The sequence below is a fragment of the Bacillus sp. ILBB4 genome, assembly GCF_035064545.1.
Taxonomy (GTDB): Bacteria; Bacillota; Bacilli; order Bacillales; family Bacillaceae_H; genus Priestia.
In genome coordinates, this window is record NZ_JAIQVD010000002.1 from 14,007 (window position 1) to 34,446 (window position 20,440).

Below are 20,440 nucleotides of genomic sequence, written 5' to 3' on the forward strand. Positions count from 1 at the left end.
TCTCCCTCTTATTCATATATAAATTTATAAATAGGATATAAATCACAGTTATATTTGACATCTTCGCCATGTGATGAAGAAATAATAGAAGGTTTAATTTCATCTATAATTCGCCCGCTATTAATATTTTCACCCATATCAACTGTAAACTTTCGAATCGGTGGATGTAAGGATTCAGCATTAGAAAAGAATAAGTCTCCAGTTAGCAGCACATTGTCATCTTTATGATGGTATATTACATGTCCTGGTGTATGACCGGGCGTTAAATATACATCTAAAGGTAACTTTTTAATGATGTTGTCACTTAAACTTTCAACTTGATGTTCCACGCCTGTTGTTTCCTTTTCTGCCTTGTTTGGATATGGCTTTTTGCCATTGATAAAAAGCGTTTCAATTTCGTGTGCGTAAATAGGAATATTTAAATTATCTCTTAAATACTTGGCGCCATTAATGTGATCTAAATGGCCATGTGTCAGTAAGATACTTTTGGGGATACCTAAAGATTTTGCTATATTTAACTGAGTATGGGCATAGTCTTTCATTCCGGTATCAATGATATGAACATTCTCACCATCTAGCACGTACCATGTATTGATTTTGACTGGAATTCCCACAATGGTTTTGTAAGTAAGTTTGTAAATATGGCTAGAGATTTGGACAAATTCCAATTGATGCACCTTCTTTTGTTTTATTTGACAATATAAGTTTAGTAAGAAAAAATAGACGTAACAAGAAGGCACAATTTTGTTACTAGCCATTGAGGTGAGAAAATGTCAGACTTTAAAAGTGATCAATACGGTCCTTGTACGTTAACTGTAAAACATGCTTGTCCAATTGAGTTAACGATGCATATTATGGGTGGTAAATGGAAAGGTATTATTTTATCTTTGTTATCAAAATCACCTATGTATTATAATGCAATGCGCCGTGAAATACCGGGTATTACCCAGCGCATCCTTACACTGCAGCTTAGGAATATGGAAAAAAACGGATTGATTGAAAGGGAAGAAACAAACGATAACCCTAAAAGGGTTTTATATTATTTAACAGATCTTGGAGAAAGTTTTGTTCCAATACTAAAATCTTTAGAGAAGTGGGGCAATGCTTATATAAGTCAGCAGGAAGAAGAATTAAAAAAATCTTAACGCTTTAAATAAACTCCTTAACTATATTTTACTTCTTTTTAATGATGCCTTGTTTTTTATAATGTAAGGACTTAATTAAGTGAGTGGTGTCCATGAAACTATACTAACTCCACCTCCTTTAATTAAAACGAAAACTTATTAAATGAGAAGAGCCTTTACCATGACGGTAAAGGCTCTTCATACGCTCTTCCCTGATGGGAATCTCTTGTTATCTTTATCTTTATCTTCATTTTTAATTAAGGTCTATGAAAATCGACTGTTTTTTCGTCATCTCCTGTTCGTTCAAACCATCCTCTGAAAGCCCAGTTATCATAACCTCCATCGCCTTCATTAATAAATGTTCCTTCTTCAAATACCCAGACACCATACGTAATACCATCATAATCTACGGTATCAAAATATTGAACACCTTGTAATTGATCTGAATTATACCCTTGACTCAAATTCATAACTATTACATTATATTGTTGACCTGATTCAAAGAATGCTTTTTCCATTGCTCCCTTAACGAACCCACTTCGATTGTCGGCTGTTTTAGCCGCATCTGCAATCGCTTGTCCTATGGCTACGGGATCAACTGTTACGTCTCCTCCAACTTCTGCAGCTTCTGCGGAGCCTGCAGAACCTCCTAAATTCGGTAGAGCTAATGGCGTCGCTAACACAGCTAAACCTACGGCAGAAGCTACAACAGCTTGTTTCGCTTTTCTCATTTGATCTCCTCCTATTTTTAGGTGATTCTTAGAACATTTACCCTTTATTACCAAATCAAAACAAAAAAGATACTATAATTAAGAATAGGAGATGGATAATTTTATTCTTTTAAAGCTTTTGTTCAACTAAACCTAAGCTTATAAGTTTCTTTCTAAAAGCTCCCTACTTTTTCTGCTATTTCTCTCGGTGAATATGGCATCTCATTTTTGAGCCACCACTCCACTGTGACGCCGTATTGGAAAAAGTTGAGGTAGCTCATTCAACATGATAACCAACTATTATTTAATGGATTTAGTTGCCAGATAACAAGGCATATATTCAGTGATTTTCCCCTTGTGGTGATGATCTTCATAAAGATCTTGTAGGGTGAATCCAGCTTTTAGCTGTCCTCCAATTTGAGTTTCTAAAGAATGACTAAACTGTACACCGCCATTCTTTATAAGTTCTTCATCACTTTCTACCGTGTTTTTAGTTCCATCATAAGGTAATTTATTAACCACTTGTAATGCTTTCTCACCTTCTCCAAATAAATAAAGAGCAGGGTTTGCAAAGCCAGATAGCAGAACGCCACCTTTTTTTAGAACTCTAAAACATTCTTGCCAAACGTGTTCAACATCTTGAATATAGCAGTTTGATACGGGATTAAAAATCATATCGAACGTCTCATCTTCAAAGGGAAATGTCTTACTCATATCGCCTTTAACTAAATCAATAGAATAGCCTTCTCTAGCGGACACCATTTTTTCTAATTCTAATTGTTTATCAGAGTAGTCAAACACTGTAACTTCTGCATGCTGTGCTGCAAAGACTGGGCATTGCTGTCCTCCTCCGCTAGCAAGTCCCAATATTTTTGCTTTTTTAAATGGAATAAACCAGTTATGTGGAACAGGCTTACAAGGTGTTAAGTAAATATCAAAAACACCTTGAGTTGCATCTACAAAGTCTTGATGATTAATAGCTAATGACCATTCTCCTCCAGCTGAAGCCCACTCATCCCACATTTTTGAGTTGATTTTTGTATAATCAGCTTTTTGTGACATAGTTACTCCCCCTTTACCTTTTTTAGTATTTTGTTTAATTTTACCATGTCACTAGAAGAATAATTTAGATGTACAAATTAATTTTTTCTGTTTCAGATAATTAATTTGTACTGGAGAAGTACTTAATAGATATTTTTAAAAATAAAAACACCCTTTTAAAAAATTAAAAGGGTGTTTTTATCTTAAGTATAAAAGCTTGTATATAAACAAGATACGAGTTTTATTTTTAATGACTTGTCTCGAAGCTTTCAGCCATCATTAGGTCATTTTTGTAGGCAGCCATTGCGAGTTCATATCTCACCTTTTGACCCGCTTCTACAAAATCTGCTTCCTTCACAAGTCCTGATAATGAATATTGGTGACCTTTAAAATCTACGTTCAGTTCAGTAATTTGATTGAATTGAAAACTCTCTATAGGAATTCCATTCACATCTTTCAACAAATATTGACCATATTTCTCGTTACATGTTTGTGCTACTTGCTCCATTACTTTGAAGGCATCGTCCGGATTTTGCCTATAGTTGAGAATAAGACTTTCATTTACCCGGCGTCTTCCTCGGGTTCCGTTCTGTAGTTCCGTAATGTTGCTATATGAGACTGTATAGAGGTAACCGTCATACTGACGAATCTTTAAGTAGCGCATGGTGATTTCTTCTATTTTCCCTTGGCGGTTTCCGTTGAGAATAACATAATCTCCGTGATGGATCTGGCGTTCAAACAAGTAAGTCAGTCCCATTATATAATCACGGATAATATGCTGGAGGATTATTGCCAAGGCACTGGCCAACACTACTGAACTAGTGAGTATCTTTCCGAAGTCGAAGAAATGGCTAAGCACATAAATAAAGAAAAAAGCCAGGCCTACTACTCTTGTCACCTGATTAGAAAAATGCATCAGCGTCTCTTCTCGTTTTTCATCTAAGAAGCTCGTTTTGTCAAAGAAAAGCTTAATGAATTTGCGAATAAAATAAACGATAAGTATAATCAGCAGCGCTACCGTTAAAACCTTTACGGGAAACTGCTGGAAGAATTCAGTAAAAACCAACCTATCCACTCCTTATTTCTAACACTATACCAAAAGAATGCACGTAAAAACAAAAATCTTCTATTCTTCATAAACCTTAATGATAATAGCACGGTTTCATCAAAAAAAGAAGCGTAATCTATGCTTCTTGAAGTTGGGTATATTGATGATAATCTCTCAATTAATTGAAATTAAAGGGGTAAGGTGAACTGTAATAGACTAATTTTCTTCGTTTTTCTGTAGACTATTCTTATATATCTTTTGACTTTTGCAGGCTTTCTAATAAAGACATTCCTATATGTTCATCATTATTTCTACCTAGTCTATAATTAGCTAAAACGACGGACGCAACTTTCTTTTCTTTATCAATCCCTAAAAATGAGCTGAAGCATCCTGTTCCACCGCCGTGCAACACTACATTATTGTTTTTCTTTAAAAGCAACCATCCAAGACCCATATCAAACTTCTTTGTTCCATTACCGTGTTTTTTATGACAAAAAGAAAGATATGGTTTATCTTCATACATATTTATTTTTGCGTATTTAAGTAAATCGTCAGCGGTTGAGGATACCGCCCCGGCAGGTGATATAAAATTTTCCTTGTCCCACTGCCAGTTGCCACAATTATTATTTTTGCGGTCATAACCCTGTAGATTATTATTTGAGCTGCCTAAACAAGTATCCTTTAGTCCGAGCTCATTATGAAAAAAGTCATTCATGGTATCCCAATATCCCCTGCCCGATACCATTCCCAACACGTACCCAATAAGTGAGATGCCGAAATTGGAATATTTCCATGAATAATCTACTTCTTTCAATTTATTACTTTCGATTAGCATCTTCATTTTGTTAAAATCCATATGCAGCGGATTATTTTTGTTCAAATCACTTCCGCCAAAAATCAAATCTAAAATTATTTTAAAATATTCCCGTTTATTTAAAGGTAAGCTTCCTGAATATCCAGAAGAGTGAGTAGCAAGGCGAAGCAATGTGGGATAATACGTGTCTTCTTTAATTTCTTTTATGTATTTTTGTATAGAGTCATTTATTAACAGCTTGTTTTCAGATACATACTTTGAGAGCAGCGATACAGTGAAAGTTTTCGTAATAGAACCAATTTCATAATGATATTTTTTTGATGAATCTATTTCACCGCCTTCGTTATAAGTTTTTGTAACAGGATCATTGTCCTTTAAGTAGCCAACGGTTAATTTTAAGTGTTTTTTTCCTTTACAGGTTTTATTAATTAACCGTAATGTTTCATCGCTGATTTCAAACATAATGATTGCGCTCCCTTATCCTTTATTTTTAAAATTTTAAAAGGATTAATCGATATGCTTTAAGTTAGATTAGCCTATCGAGTCTTTTTATATATTCTTTCTCATATTATCAATTGCTTGAACTCTTCGACTTTCAAGCTCCCTTATTACTCTCAACTGTAATTCATTGTGATCATCATCCATTTTGATGTTGCCTTCTTCTTCAAATCCATCATGTTCTTCCCCATCAAAGCTATAGAGTTTCTTTAAAAGCTTCCACATTATTTCCAGCTCTTCAGTTGAGAACTTTTTAAAAAGTTCTTCCAAAAAGAAAATTCCTTTTTCTGAGACAACAAGCAGTGCCACTTTTCCCGCTTTTGTAATTTTTACGTTAACTGCACGCTTGTCTTTACTGCTAGGAACTACGTCAACATAACCCTTCTTTTCCATAATGGTAATTAACTGTTTGACGCTTTGTTTTGTGGTTCCTAATTTTCTAGCGATATTATTCAATGTTGTTTCATCTTCAGGTAAATGAGCAATTGCCACCATCGCCATATGCTGTCTTGATGTTAAAAGTTCAAGAGATTTATCACCTTTTACTTGGATTTTATTTGCCAGAGAAAATAACGTAGCGTAAGTTTGCTGCATTAAGAAAAGCTCTTTATAAATATCCATATTCAGCCTCCATTTTAGACAATATAATGTCTAAAATAAGAGTATTACACTTCGATAATTTAGTCAATATATTGTCTATTTTATTTTAGAAACATTCGGATTATGTGAACAAATAAAAAAGCAAACTCCCTATCACCAGAGGTTGCTTTTTATCTTATTTTAATTTTGACAATTCTAAGGAGACTATTCTGTTACACTAAATTAGGCAAAGAAATAGTGGCCGCTCGTAACCAAAAGTTGTCCTTTATTTATCTAATTAGATAACTAAAAAGGCAATCTAATTTAATATTACTCTAAAAAAATGTAAGAAAACCGATATGAAGTAAAGGAGAAAAAACATGAACCAACACACACAACCTTTAAACCAGATATCAAAACGTGTATTAAGGGATAAAAACCAACAAAAGCAGCAAGTTGATCTTCAGAGTCACTGAAAATCAACTTGCTGTTTTTTTGTATTGTTCATTAATATTTTTAATTATAATCATCATTTATCTATATTTTACTAATAATAAACCGTCTTTTATAGTTAAAATATACACTTCTTGTGTGAAGCTGCGCTTGATAAGAATTCATATTGGAGATGAAATGTATGATAACTATAAATAAAGCCCAAAAGCAGAATCTATTTTCACGAACAAATGCTAAAACATCATCTACTGTTTCTTTATGGACTGGAGGAGTTGCTTTTACTTTTCTTTTTGCTTTACTTGCTTATGGCTTAGCGAAAGTCCCAGGGTTTAATCATATCGGTCCACTAGCCTGTTCAATTATAATGGCAGTCATTTATCGTCAAATTTGGGGGTACCCTGAAAAAATAAGATCTGGAATTGAATTTTCTTCTAAAAAGCTGTTACGCTATGCGATTGTTTTATATGGACTAAAGCTTAATATTGATGTTGTTATTCATCACGGGTTAGGATTGTTACTTCGCGATGTGGGAACGGCTGTATTTGCGATTGTTTTAACGGTTTTTCTAGCCAAATGGATGAAGGCTGATAGTGGTTTATCCCTTCTTTTAGGGATAGGAACAGGAATATGCGGTGCCGCAGCTATTGCGTCTGTTTCTCCGATTGTAAAAGCAAAAGAAGAAGATACAGCTATCGGAGCTGGTGTTATTGCTTTAGTGGGAACCCTATTTGCGATTGGATATACCATTTTAAGACCTTATATACATTTAACAAATATTCAATATGGAATTTGGTCAGGCGTAGGTCTCCATGAAATTGCCCATGTAGCTCTAGCTGCAGCACCGGCTGGACGCGATGCCCTAGCTATTGGACTGTTGGCTAAGTTAGGCAGAGTGCTCTTACTTGTGCCATTAAGCTTTATCTTAATGTACTGGATGAAGCGAACAGGAAAAATTGAAAAGGATACGAAGATTGAATTCCCTTGGTTTTTAATAGGTTTTATAATCATGAGTATTTTTGGGAGTTATGTCGTCGGTAAGTATTTTATAATACCTAAAACGATCATGAATGATATTTCAACTCTAACTACCTTTCTTTTAACAATGGCTATGGTCGGCTTAGGGTTAAATGTAAGTATGAAGGCTCTTCGAACAAAAGCATTAAAGCCGTTGATTGCGATGTTTATTACCTCTATACTCTTATCATTCCTTACATTTTGGACGATGTAAAGATAAGTAAATTAGAATAATTAAGTAACAACTAATACTTCCTATACAACTGTTAATGTGAAAAAAGTTTCTTATTTATCATGTTTTAAATCTCTTCCCAAATTTATGGATTAATTATAGAGAACTCTAAACCTATAACCTAAATACTAATGGTAGTTCCCTCTCTAATAAACAGTTTCACTTAAAAAACAATCTTTATTGCAGTAAGTAGTGCTGTAAGATGCGCTGTATTTGTATATACTAGGGGTTGTACTGCTGAACTTGATGCTCTTAAAAAAACATCAAGCGGATGAAGAGCCAAAGCATCTCCTGCCCCTGGAATACAGTAAAACAGAGACACATTTAGAAAATACATTGACGCCTCTGAATCAGTCATGGTATAAACACAATAGGAGAGTTTAGTGCTTAAAAGCATAAAAGCGATAAAGTTTAAAATAATACTCATATAAATGAATACATAGGAGGAAACAACTACCATGGAACATAATAGCAAAATTATAGACTGTACCATTCGTGACGGAGGTTTAATTAATAATTGGGATTTTAGCGTTGAATTTGTGCAAGACTTATATAACGGCCTAAGCGCAGCCGGCGTTGAATATATGGAGATCGGTTATAAAAATTCACCTAAGCTTCTTCAAGCAACCGAGCCCAATCCATGGAGATTTCTTGACGATAACTTTCTCAAAGAAATTATCCCTGAGAAAAAGTTTACGAAGCTATCTGCCTTAGTAGATATTGGGCGTGTAGATCCAAACGACATCCTGCCGCGTGAACAAAGTATGTTAGATATGATTCGAGTGGCATGCTATATTCGCGAAGTAGATAAAGGCTTAGAGCTTATAAAAATGTTTCACGATTTGGGCTATGAGACTTCACTTAACATTATGGCACTATCTAGCGTACCGGAAAATCAGCTTATTGAAGCATTTGAAATGGTAAAGAAAAGCCCTGTAGATGTTGTATATATCGTTGACTCCTTTGGAAGCCTAGACCCTGCGGATATTGAGCATCAAGTGAAAAAGTTTCAAGCCATGATTCCTAGCAAACAGCTTGGTATCCATACACATAACAACATGCAGCTAGCTTTTGCTAATACATTAACTGCGATGCGTAATGGCGTTACATTCCTTGATTCATCTGTTTATGGTATGGGCCGTGCAGCTGGTAACTGTAACACAGAGCTGCTTGTTAGCTACATACCAAAACCAAGCTATGAGATGAAACCGATTCTTGGCGTAATTGAAAAGCATATGCTTGAAATGCGTCAAAAGTGGGAATGGGGCTATATCATTCCTTACATGATTTCTGGTGTACTGAATGAACATCCACGTGTTGCTATGGCTTACCGTGATAGCGAGGATCGTGACAAATTCGTAGATTTTTATGACAAAGTAACGTCTCCAGAAGTTACTACGTCTCCAGCATCAAAATAAGTTAAAATGCTAAAAGTACCTCTGTTAATCGGGGTACTTTTTTGTTTTCGTACAAAAAGCCCATGATTGTATAGCATATACTTAAACTTTGATACCCTCGATCTCGACAATTAGCTAAATGTAAGCAGTCGTGCTCTTCTTAAACTATTATTTATGTATATAAACCGGCGTTCCAATAGGAACTGCAGAGGAAAGTTCTAGAATATCTTCATTGTCCATTCTGACACATCCATGTGACATATCTCTGCCAATAGAAGCTGGATCATTAGTCCCGTGTATTCCATATGTAGGTTTTGACAGTCCCATCCATAAGGGACCAAATACAGCTGGAGGGGTAGTATCTTTATTAATAATTTTAAATTTTCCAGTTGGAGTTGGAGTGATCATTTTCCCTACAGCAATAGGATATGTCTTTACTAATTTAGCTCCATCATATAGTTTTAATTGATGCTGCTTTATTGAGACATCTATCCTTTTTGCCATAGCACTGCCTCCAATCTCTTATAAGTTACTATAAATAGAATTTTTTTATTGTTAACCACGTATATCGAATAACTGTTAACTGAAAAATATCTAAATTGATCCATAAAAATTAGTGCTATTTATACCGTTCTAATAGTGAAAAATTTCTTTAAAAGCCAAGGCCCTGGCGTAAATCCAAGCGTTAATTGCCAAGCTCCTATTGCTTGCAAACCAAATTTACGAACTAACACCATTTTTTCACTCATGCTTCTTACATCTTCAAACCATACTTCATGCATCTGTCCCGCTTGATCTCTATACTGAAAAAATGGTGATTTATACTCCTTAGAATATTGGATGGGAGACTGATATCTCATCGCTGTTTTAATCGCATTTTGATTGGATATAGCGGATGCTACTGTGCCAGGCTTGTAAGGAATTGACCAGTTATATCCATACAAAGGGACTCCAATGATAAGTTTTCTTCGCGGAACACTTTTTATGGCAAATTCTATTGTTCTTTTTACTTCAGTAATAGGTGCAACAGGCCCTGGTTCACTGCCTGCATGATGCCAGTCATATGCCATAATGAACATATAGTTAACAACGGCACCTATTCCCCCGTAATCATATCCTTTTAACCAAGGAATATCTTCGCTTGTCTTGGCTGGAACCGCTATGGTCAGCACGTATCCGGCAGGTTTTAAACGTTCACCCAGCTGACGTAAAAATCCTGTAAAAAGATCTCTATCCTCGGCCTTTACACGTTCAAAATCAATATTCACCCCGCCGTAGCCTTTTCTAGATACTAAATAAAAAATATTATTCACAAGATTGTTTCTTGCCTGAGGATTGTTTAAAACTTGGTGGGCAAGATCAGAACTAAATCCTTCAGAAGTTAGATTAGTAATCGTAACTAACGGTGTAACTCGGTTTTTCCAAGTCGTTTCAATCGCTACTAAATCGTTTAAATTATTCATGATATCTCCATTGCTGCCAAAATGATATTCAAAGATAGAAATGGACGAGGAATAAGTTGCAAAATCAGTAATTAAACTGCGATCTAACTCGGGATTTCGAACAGCATAGTATTGCAGTGTACCTGCAATGTAGTTTGATATGTTAGGAATTTTTATTTTCATTCCCACCTGCAAATAATTATAATGGACTGAAGGATTAGCCCTTTTTAATTGTTCTAGGGACACATAAGCTTTTTTAGCAATGCTGCTCATTGTATCACCAGGTTGAACTCTGTATACATAAGAAGCTATAAGTAAGGCTTGACCTGGAACAATATTCGTTTCTTCTAACCCATTCACACTCCTAAGCTGCGCAATGGGATAATCATATCTACTGCTTATTAAAGACAACGTATCACCAGGTTGAACTATATGAACAAACATGTTTTCTCCTCCTATGTACTCTTTATCCATTTATATTTTCATCCGCGACAAGTTTAAAAAAGCCATTCAATAAATGTATATGAGCGTTGTTTGTTTATATAACTGAGTTAAGTGATGGTAAGTGTCCGTACATACCCCATCTCCTCGATTGCTCTAAAGCTTTTGATGGACTACGAATAGAGAACTGTTTCAGAAATCATGGTTATGAGACAACCTGAAAATAATTACTTTTTTAATAAATTATTACATAAATCTGTCTGTAATCAGCGACTGTAATACATACCTTATATAAAAACCAAGGGAGTTTGTAGGATAAAGTGTAAAACTGAGAATAGAGTTACTAGTTTAATCTCAGTTTTTTTAGACCATAGGCCAAAGTAAATCAAGGGGATCATATTCTTCAGGAGATACCTGTTATTTAGTGGAGGGTTCTTTCGTGAAGAGGGAATGCAGTCTTTCTTCGGCTTCTTTATCTAGATATTTCTTCTTTTAGCTGCTACTAAGTCCATACATCTTCCTACATAATCTAGATAAACGTTTTCTTTTATTTATTTCTTTTTCTCCACTTTATAACCTGGATGTTAACGCCATGGTCTTCTTGAGATGATATGGTGAATTCGTCCATTAATTTTTTCACCCCTGATAAACCAACGCCTAACCCTCCTGACGTTGTATAGCCACTTTCCAGCGCTTTTTGAATATTTTTAATGCCTGGTCCTTTATCTATAGCTATTATTTTGAGTCCTATTTCAGGTTGTTTCTCTATTATTTCCATTATAATTTTTCCGGTAGTGGCATATTTATATATATTTCTGGACAATTCTGAAATAGTCGTAATAATTCGGGCTTGATCGAGTGTACTGAAGCCTAAACAATTAGAAAACATCCGCCCTTTCTGACGGGCTTCTACTATATCTCCTTCCGTGTGTATCTGAACAGTTAGAGGTTCCTTTCCTTCATCCGATTGAAATAGCATAAGTATCACCACTTTCTTTATTTTAATAGTAGTAAAAAAACAATAGGCCAAAAAGAAAGGTTAGATAACCTTTCTTTTTGGCCTACATCTAGTTCAGTGCCTAGCTTATCAGTGCCTTTATGAAGTTGGGTTTAAAATCAGAAGAATTGTACTTTTATCTTTATGAAAGTCCCATGCTACTAGTATATCTGTTACCTTTGAATCTAAAATTATTTCTAATGATTGACTATGTTCATGAAGTAGCCTTTTTTCGAGATTTCTTTTAGCCAATGTAAGGTTTTCTTCAAATCCTAATTGAACTAACTCTTTCTCTATACTTACCATAATACCTTCCCTGATTATAAGAAGTGTTCTCTGATCTAATAAATAAGAAGAAACATCGTGAGGGAATTTTTCTGCTTTTTGAGTTACTTCCTCAACTTCTTTATGTAGCAATTTCTGATTTTTATAGGAATGATTAGCTATGTTTTCTTTATCAGAATGGATCATGGTAAACATCCCAGACTGCAGCTCTAAATTCCAATCATAATAAAATTCTTTAATATGTAAATGTATATTTAATTGTATATATCCTTTTATCTCTTCAATTAAAGTCTCCATTAACAAATCACGTGTTTTTTGAACATAGATAACTTGTCCCTTGTCTAACAAAGCCTTTTCTAAAGGTAATAAAAAGGCTTTAAAATAAACGGTTATAAAAGGAGGAGAAATGACGGTGAATACACCTCCAGGACCTCTTCCAAAGTTTTCACGAAGTAACCTTCCCATATAGCTATTTAATTCTTTTTCCAGTTTCGTTTTATCCATAGATGGTGCACCTAGTTTCTAGTTTCATAAGGTATACTATTCGTGATGTTTTATGAAAAATCCTTCTTCATCATAAGATCATTTTCGGTAATAAGAATTCACTTTTTATAAAGTGTAAACGAGGCATACTAGTATACCTTTAATAGATTGGTTTCTGTTTAGCTTTGTATTTCCTGTGTTTAAAGATTCTTCTTTTATTTAAAATTCCAATTTTACTTCCATAGATAATGGTACTTAAAAGTATTATATCCTTGCTAATTTCTTCTTTGTATAATTCATTGTCATACTTTTGGTAATCCTGCAACAATCGACGAAGCTCTTTTATAAACAATACAATCTCATGATTATCCGCCATCCCGACCAAATCCTTTCTGTTGACACATCCTATCTTCAGGTGCTATTTTAGGGAATTATTCCGTTACAAAAGGACTTACTCTTTTCAGACAACAAAAATAAGCCGAAAAAGAAAAGGTATTTCCTTTGCTTCCTCGGCTTATGTTTGGCACAGTGTGTCCAATTCATTACTGCCTCATTAATTTTTTGGTTTTAGGATAAGCGTAATAATATTATTATCCTTTTCAAAATCCCAATCTACAAAAATATCAAGAATGTCTGCATTTAATATCTCATCATAGTCATCGTTTTGTCGTAAGATTCCTTTTTCCAAGGGACGTTTAGAAATGCGCAGGGTGTCATCAAAACCCAACGAAATTAGCTGCTTTTCAATAGCTACCAGTATTCCTTCTCGTACGACGACCAATGTGCGATCACTTAGTTTATATGAAGAGATTTTTTCAGGTCCTTTTTGTGCAATCTCACTCATCTTTGTAATTCGATCATGAATTGCTTGTTTTCCTGGGTAAGGGTCACCCTCAGTCAAATCGGCTTTCAAATCGTCCAGACACACTCCCACAAAAATTCCGGAGTGGTGATCTAAATTCCAATCATAATATAAGTGCTGTATGTCAAGGTCTGTAATCCCTTTAATTTGCCCAGTGATTTGAGGTTCAAGAGTCTTTACTAAAAGCTCTCTTGTAGTCATAACCTGAAGTTCTTCATTTTGGTTTAACAGTACTTGCTCCATAGGTGATACGAAGCCACTGACATAAATAACAACATAAGGTTCATAAATTGTAACATGAACAGCCTCGGGGCCTTTTCCAAAGTTATCTCGTAACAATTTGCCCAAATTATTCGCCAGCTTTGTTTGCTGAGCCTTAATATCCATATTTCTTCATCCTTTATTAAGAAAGAAGCATCATATCCTCTTTCCATCATTTTATTGTACCATTACGAACGAATAATTTAAATATACATAATAAATAAAAAATTATTACAATATGTTTAACCTAATTATAAATGTTCAAAACCTCTTCCTTGTGAAAAAGGCACTCACGTATTTGGCTGCCTTTTTCATTTGTCATAGTACTACCTAGTGAGTCCATTACAAACGCTCCAATAATAAAAGCTAGGAGAACAAGGGCAATGTTTATGCTAATAAAAATAAAGAATTTTAACTCCAATATAAAATGAATGAATTAGTTTTTTCAATTAAATCAGCGAAACATAAAAAGGACTTTAAATTTAAAGCCCTTTTTTTATTTCTATGGAAAAATAATGCTATATTCACTTCGAAAAGCAGAGATCGATTGGCCCTGCTTGTTATTTGACTATCACTTTCCCCACCATTCCACTATTAAAATGATACCTACATATCAGTTCATATGTACCGGGGTTTTGTGGTTTCACGGTAATGGTTTTTTCTTTTCCAGGCTGGACTTCAGCGTCAATTCCGAGTTTTTCTACTGTGAAGGTATGCTCTTTCTGACCTTCATTTTTCAATATCAATGTTGTCGTTTTTCCACTCGGGATAGTGATGGTTTCTGGATTAAAGTAATCATCGTTCAACTGAACCTCTATGGCTTTCTGTCTTACCACGTCGGATTCGGCCAAAACGCCGAGTGATCCTGAAGTCATCACACCGATAACCATCGCAAACAAAGCGACTAATCCCATTGACCACTTTTTCATAGACATTTGCATTCACTCCTTTCATAAGCCATATTCTTTTCCAATTCATAAAATAATATCACTATTTTTTTGTGAATGAAGTATTATTTTTCCTTAATTTCAATTTCTGGAAAGCACAAATAGTTATGAACGTTGAGAGAAGCGTGAGTGCTAAGAGAAGAAAATAGCAGGCGTAATTAGGAATGGATAATTTTTATAAAAAGAGCCTCTCAATTAGGTCTCTTAGTTAAATTACCTAACTTTATAAAATAGTATTGATACTAATAGAACAGTTACAATCATATTCTTATAAAAGAAAACAATAAAAAGGAGTGTCAAGTTAGTTGATAAAAGCTAAGGTTAGTTTACGGCCTATTGTTAGTAAGATAAATTTACCTACCGTGTTGAAAACAGCTATACTTCCTGGTGACTCATTTGAAAGCTTATTTATTGCAACCCAAATAGGAGAGATCTTTTACATAAGAGACGAAGCTATACAGACTTTTTTAGATATTCGCTCACGAATCATAAAATTAGGTACGTCTGAACCAGGTGTTTCTCGCGGAGGATATGATGAACGAGGATTGCTAGGGCTAGCGTTTCATCCAGAATTTTATTATAACGGTCTGTTTTATCTTCATTACTCAGTAGCTGGAACACAAGGCCCAGGTGCACTTTCCGAACATTATAGTCCTAACCCGTGTGATCCTAAAACTTCAAACTTAAGGTGGGTAAATAGAGAAACTCAATATGATCATATTGATACAGTGGAAGAATGGGTTTTCCAACCAAATGCTCAGCCTCAAAAAAGACGGACGATACTTAACTTAAGAAGACCATTTTTTAATCATAATGGTGTCAACAGCTTAAACTTTTCACCTGAAACTGGAAAACTTATCTTAACAATCGGAGATGGCGGATCAGGCTATGACCCCTTTAATTTGAGTCAGGATGATATGGAAATTTACGGTAAAATAATTGAAGTTGATGTAGGTAAGAATACATTTATCCATAATCCACCCGCAGTCACACGTTTTAGTGAACTCCCCTCACCTATTCAGGAAACTCTTACGCTCATTGCTAAGGGTGTTCGCAATATAACGGGCATTTCATTTCAAAAATTTTATAATCAGTACATTAAATATGTGGGAAATGTTGGACAAGACGTGGTAGAATCGATTTTTTCATTTGTTCATTATAGGCCAATACCTGTTCCTCAACTTGTTCAAGCTTCTTTAATGAGAGCTAAACTCAGCCAAGAAGGATTTATTAACCTTGGGTGGCGGGGATGGGAAGGAGATTTTCCAACTTCGTTTATAAAAAGGTGTTCTGAAAATCCGGCCTTGGATGAGAAAATAATTGCTTACTACAATGAAGCGGTAAAAACTTCAGTGAGGCGTCTTCAGCCTTTAACTAGTTATTTTCATAAAGATTCCCGCCCCAATAAATTTGGAGGGACCTCTCTTACAGGAGTTCAGCCATATATGGGGAATAAAATCCCTAGCTTAACAGGAAGCGTTATGTTTACGGATATTGCACAGGTTAAAGAACCTCAATCCCCAGTTAGAGGAGTTTTAGCTTATACCAGAGCAGGTACAGATTGTAAGCTAAATGATTTTAGTGTTGTGGAAGTTGATTATAATTTTGGTTCCCAATCAGCTTACTACGTTAGTTTGGGAACGAATCTGGATCAAACCAGGCTTTATTTAGGAGTTTATGGCTCTATGAAAGTGTCTGACTTTAATCAAGGTACTGTTTTTGAAATTGTTCCATGATTTATATTTATAAAATTCGACTGGGTATTGATTTTCTCCTAAAAATTATAGCTTAATTTTTTTACCGGCTATTTTGTAGGAATGAACAAATGAACTTTCTAGAAAATAAAAAAGCCTTTAATCAATAAAGCCCATAAAAGATTCATTTTATGGGCTACAGTACATACCTTTAGAAAGATAAAGAAATTTATCTTAACGGATATGACCTATTCCTTTAAAAGTAAATGCGACTTATTAGTCCTCCCTCTTAAATTCTTCATATATTACATGTAAGAGTTGATATATCAGGCAATGATCTAAATCTCTCTTTAACCCCTTATAATGTAAAAACAGTTAACCGAGGTGAAATTCATGTACTTTTTAAAGTCTCTTTCAAGTGAAGTAAAATCTGCGCAGCTTTTTTTTAATAGACTATCTAAAACTAAGCAGCTTGTCTCAGGCGCTCTTTTGGCCAGCTTAGCAGCCCTTTTTCAATCAGCAGGAGGTTTCTTACCAGGAATAGGAATTTTTATTAGTCCATTCTCTACTGCACCCATTCTTTTTTGTTTTACACTTTCGCTCCCTTTAGGATTTATTACCTATATACTAACGAATCTGCTTCTTCTGATTACCCAGCCAAGTGAACTTATTATTTTTCCTTTTACCACAGGAATATTGGGAATGGGCATAGGAGCTGCTTTTTACTTTTTTAAAAAGAGATTGTACATTATTATAAGTGGTGCCACTCTATTAACTGTTGGGATTATTACCTTATTGTACGGTTTCGAATTCCCAGTACTAGGTCCCGTGATTTCTAAAAATTTTTCTCTTTCTACTACGGGTTTAATTTTTGTATTTACTTTCCTTTATAGTTGGATTTGGCTTGAACTCAGCTTAGCTTATTTAAAAAAATTAAAAACATTTATTTCCTAGTGAATCTACAATTAATCCCTTAACAGAGATAACTCGTTAAAATAATGGAGAAATCGCAATCAGCTTTTTAGAAGAACGTCAATTAGGACAATCTCATCTAAACTTTGTAAGGATCTTTTCATTATATTTTCAAATTCAACTAAACTATTTGCCTGTTCTCCTTTAATTCCAAAGCTTTTTGCCAGTTGAACAAAATCTGGGTTTGTAAAAGTTACTCCATAGCTCTTACCAAACTTTTTATTCATCATTTCCTGCTCTATTTTTAATGTAGAGTCGTTTAAAACAATAATGATGAATGAAAGCCCTAAGCGCTTTGCCGTCTCTATTTCAGCAAAATTCATTAAAGCTCCTCCATCTCCAGTAATACAAATAACTGGATCATTCGGGCAGGCTAGTTTAGCTCCAATTGAGCCTGGTAAAGCAATACCCATGGAAGCTAGACCATTTGATATAATAAACTTGTTAGGGTTTTTGGGTTGGTAAGTTCGGGCTATAGATACTTTATGAGCTCCTACGTCTGAAATCACAATTGTTTTCTCTGAAGAGAGCTTGTCGATAATATGCAAGATATTCTCGATTGTCAAAGGCAGCAAATTGCTGTCTATCTTTTTCTCTTCAATGTGATAGGATTGCTTAATATGTTTCTGGAGATTGCCAGAGGGAATCCATGGTTTAGAAGGAATATCCAGCTGATTGAATACTCGTAAAGTCTGCTTTATATCTCCAACCAATTCGACTTCTATAGGATAATATTCATCTATTTCTGCGGGTAAAGTATCTATATGTAAAATTGGTGTTTTTTCCGTGTTCCATTCTTTGGGTAACCTTTCGACAAAATCAAACCCAATTACAATAAGTAGATCAGCTTCCTTTAAGCCTGCGAGCACTTCATCTTTTTCATTAAATCCAAACGTAAAGAAATTTTGTGGATGATCTTTAGATAATACACCTTTAGCCATATAACTATGGGTAACCGGTGATTGAAGGCGTTCAATAAATGGTTGAAGCTCATCCACGGCTCCCTGTCTAACAGCGCCGTTACCGATAATAACAAAAGGTCTCTCATACTGCTTAATAAGAGTATTGGCAGCCTGAATTGACTCCATTATAGGTATACTTACGGGTATAGATGCAGGTGAAATAGGTTTAATGGGAACGATTTGAGTTGCTAAGTCTTCTGGCAATTCTACTACTACGGGTCCTGGCTTTTCCATTTGTGCAATTTTAAATGCTTTTCGAATAATCTCAGGAAGCGTTTGTGCATCTTTTATCTGAACACCCCACTTCGTTGCCGGTTCCACCATTTTGATAATGTCCATATACTGATGTGAATCTTTATGCTGCCTTCCCAAAGCAGCCTGTCCTGTTAAAGCAACAACAGGGGAATGGTCTAGCTTTGCGCTAGATATACCTGTCAATAAATTAGTAGCTCCAGGGCCTAATGTTGATAAGCATACCCCTACTTTGTTTGTTAACCTTCCGTATACATCTGCCATAAAAGCAGCTCCTTGCTCATGCCTCACATTCACGAATTGAATCTGTTTAGAGTTGGATAAAGAATCAACAAAATCCAATGTCTCTTTACCAGGTATTGCGAAAATATATTCAACTCCCTCATTTTCTAAACATTGAACAAGTGTGTCGGTCACTTTCATATTGTTCGACCTCTCTTTAGATAGTATTGTGACAAGCTTATGTGAAAGGAATAGCTCATTAATCTTTATCTCATTTTTTTAGTTTTAACTCGCAAAAATCCCAAATATATGCAAGGAAATCCTATTCACTAACTATTGTTTATAGTGTTGCCATTAGGTTCTTATGTTAAATACATTTTTTAGAGAATGTATAAATAATTGGATGAGTCAAAAAAATTGGAATGAAATTAAACCTCAATGACTGTTTCTTTGTTAGTGAACAAAAAAAGGCTCCCTCAAAAGCTGAAGCCTTTTAAATTAAGTCATTAAGATTTGTAAAGAGGAAACATCAATGTATTATTTTTGTGTTTGAAGATTCTTTTCAAACATATCGATAATATGAAGGAACCTTTCAGCCTCTCGAAAAACATGATCAGCTAAAAGAGGATGAATAATACTTTTAATTCTACATTCCTCAATTAAATCTCTTGCTGTTTTTTTAAAGTCTCTAAGGGAAGCTACGGAAACACGATTCTGATCAAGAAATTGATCCAAAAGAGGTACCGTTTGAGATTGAGGCTTCATAGACTCTAAATCTCTTGCTTGAAAAACTAATTGATCGAAATCGTGACTGAAGTTTCTTGCCATATCTACAAGTTTTCTTTCTGATGGATCAAGAAGATGGCCTATGAATTGGGCATGATCAGCCATAATTCTTAAAAAGAAGACATTTTCCTTTATAATGGCATCAGCTAGCGGCTTCAATTTCCCTTCGTTTAATTCAATTAATCGTTTTCTAAAATAGTTGGCTTCTCTACTAGTATGATCAACCAAAAGAGGAAAGTTATTTGAGCCCGGTAGTTGACAGGTTAAGATTAAACCTAAAATTTTTCTCTTAAATGCAAATATACCTGTGGCTGCTTGTTGGACTTCCGAATTAAATCTTCTCATTTGCTCCGGATCTGTTTGATTAGTAAATGAATGAGAGCGTTGTTCAATATCTTCAAACAAACGATAAAATTGATTCGCTTCCTGTATTAATTGTGTATCCTCACATCTAAAACCTAATCGAAGAAACAATGAGTGTTCCTTCATAATCCTTGACCAAAAACGAATTTCATCTAAGGATTGTGCAACAAATGCATTAGTCATTATTAATCCTCCTATATATAATTGTAAATTAGTTTCATTCTAAGTTATTCTGTTTTATGTCTGGACATGCTTAAGCTCACATAAAAATTGGTTTTACTATATTTTTGAGGAATGGGATAAAAGATTTTGATTTTAGCCCTTCTCTCACAAAAAGAACAGGTACATGTAGAGTAGTGAATCTTCTTTACATGGGGGGTTTTAAGACCAATAAGTCCCTCCTTCACATGCTGATTACATACCATTAGCATATGCTTCACATTTTTCACCTCTTTTTCTTCTAGAGTTTTATATAAACATATGAGACAAGCAATAATATTTATGAATGTATAAATACAAGAGCCTAAAATTTCGAATTCTCTACTATCACCTTATAGAAAG

The 20,440-nt window shown here is 34.8% G+C and carries 20 protein-coding genes; 5 read left to right on the top strand and 15 right to left on the bottom strand.

Annotated elements, in window-relative coordinates:
- Positions 1-8: 8 nt before the first annotated feature.
- A complete protein-coding gene (locus LAV82_RS06325) occupies positions 9-668 on the bottom strand; it encodes an MBL fold metallo-hydrolase (protein WP_499715744.1) in 660 nt (219 codons plus the stop codon).
- 102 nt (positions 669-770) lie between these two features.
- On the opposite strand from LAV82_RS06325, the gene LAV82_RS06330 reads away from it, so the two are divergent.
- Complete coding sequence (locus LAV82_RS06330; RefSeq protein ID WP_013056440.1) at positions 771-1,145, top strand: winged helix-turn-helix transcriptional regulator; 375 nt, start codon at positions 771-773, stop codon at positions 1,143-1,145.
- Between the two features lie 236 nt (positions 1,146-1,381).
- Here LAV82_RS06330 and LAV82_RS06335 read toward each other — a convergent pair whose 3' ends face one another.
- The 5 genes from LAV82_RS06335 to LAV82_RS06355 form a co-directional block, all read right to left on the bottom strand.
- Positions 1,382-1,855: a hypothetical protein gene (locus tag LAV82_RS06335; protein WP_013056439.1), complete on the bottom strand. Its 474-nt coding sequence runs from the start codon at positions 1,853-1,855 to the stop codon at positions 1,382-1,384.
- Between the two features lie 279 nt (positions 1,856-2,134).
- On the bottom strand, positions 2,135-2,896 hold the full coding sequence (locus LAV82_RS06340; RefSeq protein WP_211079862.1) for a class I SAM-dependent methyltransferase: 762 nt from the start codon (positions 2,894-2,896) through the stop codon (positions 2,135-2,137).
- A gap of 226 nt (positions 2,897-3,122) precedes the next feature.
- Positions 3,123-3,941 carry a mechanosensitive ion channel family protein gene (locus LAV82_RS06345; protein WP_013056437.1) on the bottom strand — a complete coding sequence of 273 codons (819 nt, stop codon included), beginning with the start codon at positions 3,939-3,941 and terminating at the stop codon, positions 3,123-3,125.
- Positions 3,942-4,170: 229 nt separating this feature from the next.
- On the bottom strand, positions 4,171-5,199 hold the full coding sequence (locus tag LAV82_RS06350) for a serine hydrolase domain-containing protein (protein WP_499715745.1): 1,029 nt from the start codon (positions 5,197-5,199) through the stop codon (positions 4,171-4,173).
- An 87-nt stretch (positions 5,200-5,286) separates the two neighbouring features.
- Positions 5,287-5,856: a MarR family winged helix-turn-helix transcriptional regulator gene (locus LAV82_RS06355; protein WP_013056435.1), complete on the bottom strand. Its 570-nt coding sequence runs from the start codon at positions 5,854-5,856 to the stop codon at positions 5,287-5,289.
- Positions 5,857-6,448: 592 nt separating this feature from the next.
- On the opposite strand from LAV82_RS06355, the gene LAV82_RS06360 reads away from it, so the two are divergent.
- A complete protein-coding gene (locus tag LAV82_RS06360; protein ID WP_013056434.1) occupies positions 6,449-7,495 on the top strand; it encodes a YeiH family protein in 1,047 nt (348 codons plus the stop codon).
- Between the two features lie 476 nt (positions 7,496-7,971).
- The gene (locus LAV82_RS06365; RefSeq protein WP_034264917.1) at positions 7,972-8,931 is read left to right on the top strand and encodes an aldolase catalytic domain-containing protein; all 960 of its coding nucleotides are present in this window, start codon (positions 7,972-7,974) and stop codon (positions 8,929-8,931) included.
- A 147-nt stretch (positions 8,932-9,078) separates the two neighbouring features.
- Here the strand turns inward: LAV82_RS06365 and LAV82_RS06370 are convergent, their stop codons facing one another.
- The 7 genes from LAV82_RS06370 to LAV82_RS06400 form a co-directional block, all read right to left on the bottom strand.
- Positions 9,079-9,414 (bottom strand): L,D-transpeptidase, encoded by a 336-nt coding sequence (locus LAV82_RS06370; RefSeq protein ID WP_013056432.1) that lies wholly within the window; start codon positions 9,412-9,414, stop codon positions 9,079-9,081.
- Between the two features lie 119 nt (positions 9,415-9,533).
- A complete protein-coding gene (locus LAV82_RS06375; RefSeq protein ID WP_013056431.1) occupies positions 9,534-10,796 on the bottom strand; it encodes a glycoside hydrolase family 18 protein in 1,263 nt (420 codons plus the stop codon).
- Positions 10,797-11,340: 544 nt separating this feature from the next.
- A complete protein-coding gene (locus LAV82_RS06380; protein WP_499715746.1) occupies positions 11,341-11,772 on the bottom strand; it encodes an ATP-binding protein in 432 nt (143 codons plus the stop codon).
- Positions 11,773-11,889: 117 nt separating this feature from the next.
- A complete protein-coding gene (locus tag LAV82_RS06385) occupies positions 11,890-12,579 on the bottom strand; it encodes a Na-translocating system protein MpsC family protein (protein ID WP_211079857.1) in 690 nt (229 codons plus the stop codon).
- A gap of 139 nt (positions 12,580-12,718) precedes the next feature.
- Positions 12,719-12,934 carry a hypothetical protein gene (locus LAV82_RS06390; RefSeq protein WP_029324402.1) on the bottom strand — a complete coding sequence of 72 codons (216 nt, stop codon included), beginning with the start codon at positions 12,932-12,934 and terminating at the stop codon, positions 12,719-12,721.
- 177 nt (positions 12,935-13,111) lie between these two features.
- Complete coding sequence (locus LAV82_RS06395) at positions 13,112-13,807, bottom strand: Na-translocating system protein MpsC family protein (RefSeq protein WP_499715747.1); 696 nt, start codon at positions 13,805-13,807, stop codon at positions 13,112-13,114.
- Between the two features lie 434 nt (positions 13,808-14,241).
- Positions 14,242-14,616: a cupredoxin domain-containing protein gene (locus tag LAV82_RS06400; RefSeq protein ID WP_499715748.1), complete on the bottom strand. Its 375-nt coding sequence runs from the start codon at positions 14,614-14,616 to the stop codon at positions 14,242-14,244.
- Positions 14,617-14,933: 317 nt separating this feature from the next.
- On the opposite strand from LAV82_RS06400, the gene LAV82_RS06405 reads away from it, so the two are divergent.
- Entirely contained in the window at positions 14,934-16,364 is a 1,431-nt protein-coding gene (locus LAV82_RS06405) for a PQQ-dependent sugar dehydrogenase (protein ID WP_499715749.1), read from the top strand.
- A 351-nt stretch (positions 16,365-16,715) separates the two neighbouring features.
- The gene (locus LAV82_RS06410; RefSeq protein WP_499715750.1) at positions 16,716-17,276 is read left to right on the top strand and encodes a hypothetical protein; all 561 of its coding nucleotides are present in this window, start codon (positions 16,716-16,718) and stop codon (positions 17,274-17,276) included.
- 59 nt (positions 17,277-17,335) lie between these two features.
- Here LAV82_RS06410 and LAV82_RS06415 read toward each other — a convergent pair whose 3' ends face one another.
- Both LAV82_RS06415 and LAV82_RS06420 read right to left on the bottom strand, forming a co-directional pair.
- The gene (locus tag LAV82_RS06415; RefSeq protein WP_211079852.1) at positions 17,336-18,931 is read right to left on the bottom strand and encodes an acetolactate synthase large subunit; all 1,596 of its coding nucleotides are present in this window, start codon (positions 18,929-18,931) and stop codon (positions 17,336-17,338) included.
- Between the two features lie 336 nt (positions 18,932-19,267).
- The gene (locus LAV82_RS06420) at positions 19,268-20,062 is read right to left on the bottom strand and encodes a DUF2935 domain-containing protein (RefSeq protein WP_013056411.1); all 795 of its coding nucleotides are present in this window, start codon (positions 20,060-20,062) and stop codon (positions 19,268-19,270) included.
- Between the last annotated feature and the right edge of the window lie 378 nt (positions 20,063-20,440).